General features: G+C 24.4%; 4 protein-coding genes. All 4 read left to right on the plus strand.

Going from position 1 to position 2,216, the window contains the following annotated elements:
• On the plus strand, nt 1-340 hold a 340-nt coding region (locus QX51_RS20970; protein WP_039680102.1), incomplete at its 5' end, for a hypothetical protein.
• A 195-nt stretch (nt 341-535) separates the two neighbouring features.
• Nucleotides 536-865 (plus strand): PadR family transcriptional regulator, encoded by a 330-nt coding sequence (locus tag QX51_RS11730; protein WP_039680103.1) that lies wholly within the window; start codon nt 536-538, stop codon nt 863-865.
• Nucleotides 858-1,571 (plus strand): DUF1700 domain-containing protein, encoded by a 714-nt coding sequence (locus tag QX51_RS11735; RefSeq protein WP_039680104.1) that lies wholly within the window; start codon nt 858-860, stop codon nt 1,569-1,571. Before QX51_RS11730 ends, QX51_RS11735 begins: the two co-directional genes overlap by 8 nt.
• The coding region (locus QX51_RS11740; protein ID WP_039680105.1) for a DUF4097 family beta strand repeat-containing protein at nt 1,564-2,216 on the plus strand (653 nt) is incomplete at its 3' end. The genes QX51_RS11735 and QX51_RS11740, both read left to right, overlap by 8 nt.

A 2,216-nucleotide genomic window follows, 5' to 3' on the forward strand; every position in this document is an offset into this window, starting at 1 on the left:
TCTTATAATTGATATAATAAATAGCATCGTCTACATACTTACTTCTAAACTTAACATTCCGAACAGTAAATTAATGTCAAATATAGTTAATTTGAATATTTTTAATAATATTTTAGCCATAAAAATAATAAGTAAAGATACTTATTATATAAGTAAGATAATGATGGGATTATTTATAAGTCTTCAATGTATAAGCATTAGTTTTTTAATACCTTTTATAAAAAAAACAATAATTAATTTAAATATAGTGGAAATATTACTAGTAGCTATTGAAAGGTTTTTAATAATGCTCTTTATTTGCTTTATTGCATACAATTTTTACTTGGGATATATACGTTAATTTAATAAAACCTAAATTACAAGTGAAATAACTTGTAATTTTTTGTAAGAAAACCTTAATAAAAGAACTATTGTGCTTTACATAGTACTATGCTAATATTAATACATAATAAGTTTAACATAGTATTGTTTAATACACAGTAGTTAATAATATAGTTACTAATTTGCTCGTATAAAATTTGAAAGGAGAAGATATATGAATACCCAGTTTAGAAAAGGCGTATTAGAAATATGTGTTCTGGCTCTAATAAGCAAGAAGGATATGTATGGCTATGAAATTGTACAAAATATATCAAAAGTTATTAATGTAAATGAAGGTACTATATATCCCATATTAAGAAGATTAACAAAGGATGCGTTTTTTGAGGCATATATATTAGAATCTAGTGAGGGTCCGGCTAGAAAGTATTATAAAGTAACCGATGCTGGAAAAGATTATTTAAATAAAATGATCAATGAATGGAATGATTTTGTAGGTGCAGTAAATTTAATTTTAAATGATGAAGGAGGTATAGATTGTGAATAGAAAAGAGTTCTTAGATATTTTAAGAGATTACTTAAAAAAGGATTTTTCAGAAGATGAAATAAATGACATAATAAGAGACTATGAAGAGTATTTTGTAAACAGTGAAATAGAAGGAAAAAGTGATTTGGATACTATTGCAGCTCTTGGGTCTCCAAAGTCAATAGCAAGAGATTTGATTAATCAAATTAAAGATGAGGATAGAACAAATAATAAAAAAGATAAAATAGAAGATATATATATAAACTCTAAAAGAAAAATAAAAGAATCTTGTTTTAAATGTAAAGATTTTTTAGAAGAAAAGTTGACACCTAGTCTAAGTAATGATAACTCATTATCTAATAAAGGTGTAAGAGTTATATTATTTTTATTGTCATTGCTATTAATTATACCAGCTTTTATGGCTGTATGTTTTATGGCATTCATAGCAGGTATGCTGGCTTTATCTTTAATTACTTTTTTAGTAACCATACCATTAATGATTAGTTTTTCTTGGGCAGCATCAGAAATAGCATGCTTCTTTATTTTCTTATCTATAGGTTTTCAAATTCTTGCATGGCAAGTATTTGTATTCATAGTAAAGTATATGAAAAAAATTTATAAAACATATATTAATTGGGTCAAAACAAGAAAAATATATATTAATGCAAGTAAAGCAAAAGAAGATATGAATATGGAAGAATATAAAGGAGGCAAAGATAATGAATAAAAAACTATCAATATTTGCCATAGTTCTAATTATAGTAGGACTGATTGGAACAATATGGTCAGGATTTTTCTCTATGCCTTATTTTATAAATAAGTTGCAAGACTTTGATGAAAAAGTAAATGAAGAAAATACCATATATGAAAAGAATATAGACATAGATGAATTAAATATAGATACTAATTATGTTAATACGAAAATTATGAAAAGTAGTTCGAATAAGGTAATAGTTAAAGCAAAAGGTCTTTATGAAAATATGGATATACAGATTACAGATAATAATAAAATATTATATGTAAAAGAAGTAGATAAAGATTTATCAATTGAAAAAATAAAAAGTATTGATGACTTTACTTCTAAACTTTTAGAAAATACTTTCTCAAATCATACTAATATGATAGTAATATATGTTCCAGAGGATGTTAATTTAAAAGTAACAAGTGAAAGTGGGGCATTGATGGTAGAAAATGATATATTTTTAGATGAATTTTCTTTTGATACTTCTAGCGGATCTTTATCATTGCCTAGTGAAGTTAAAAATTTACAGAAATTGAATATAAGTTCACAAAATTATGTATCTATTCAACTAGGAGAAATATTAGGAATAAAAGAAGTTAATATTTATTGCGGTGATGTATATATAGATAG

Origin of the sequence: Terrisporobacter othiniensis (assembly GCF_000808015.1) — a bacterium.
Taxonomy (GTDB): Bacteria; Bacillota; Clostridia; order Peptostreptococcales; family Peptostreptococcaceae; genus Terrisporobacter; species Terrisporobacter muris.

What these genes read in the sequence shown, in the direction of transcription:
- QX51_RS11730 (WP_039680103.1), top strand. Translation starts at nt 536, where the DNA reads ATGAATACCCAGTTTAGAAAAGGCGTATTAGAAATATGTGTTCTGGCT.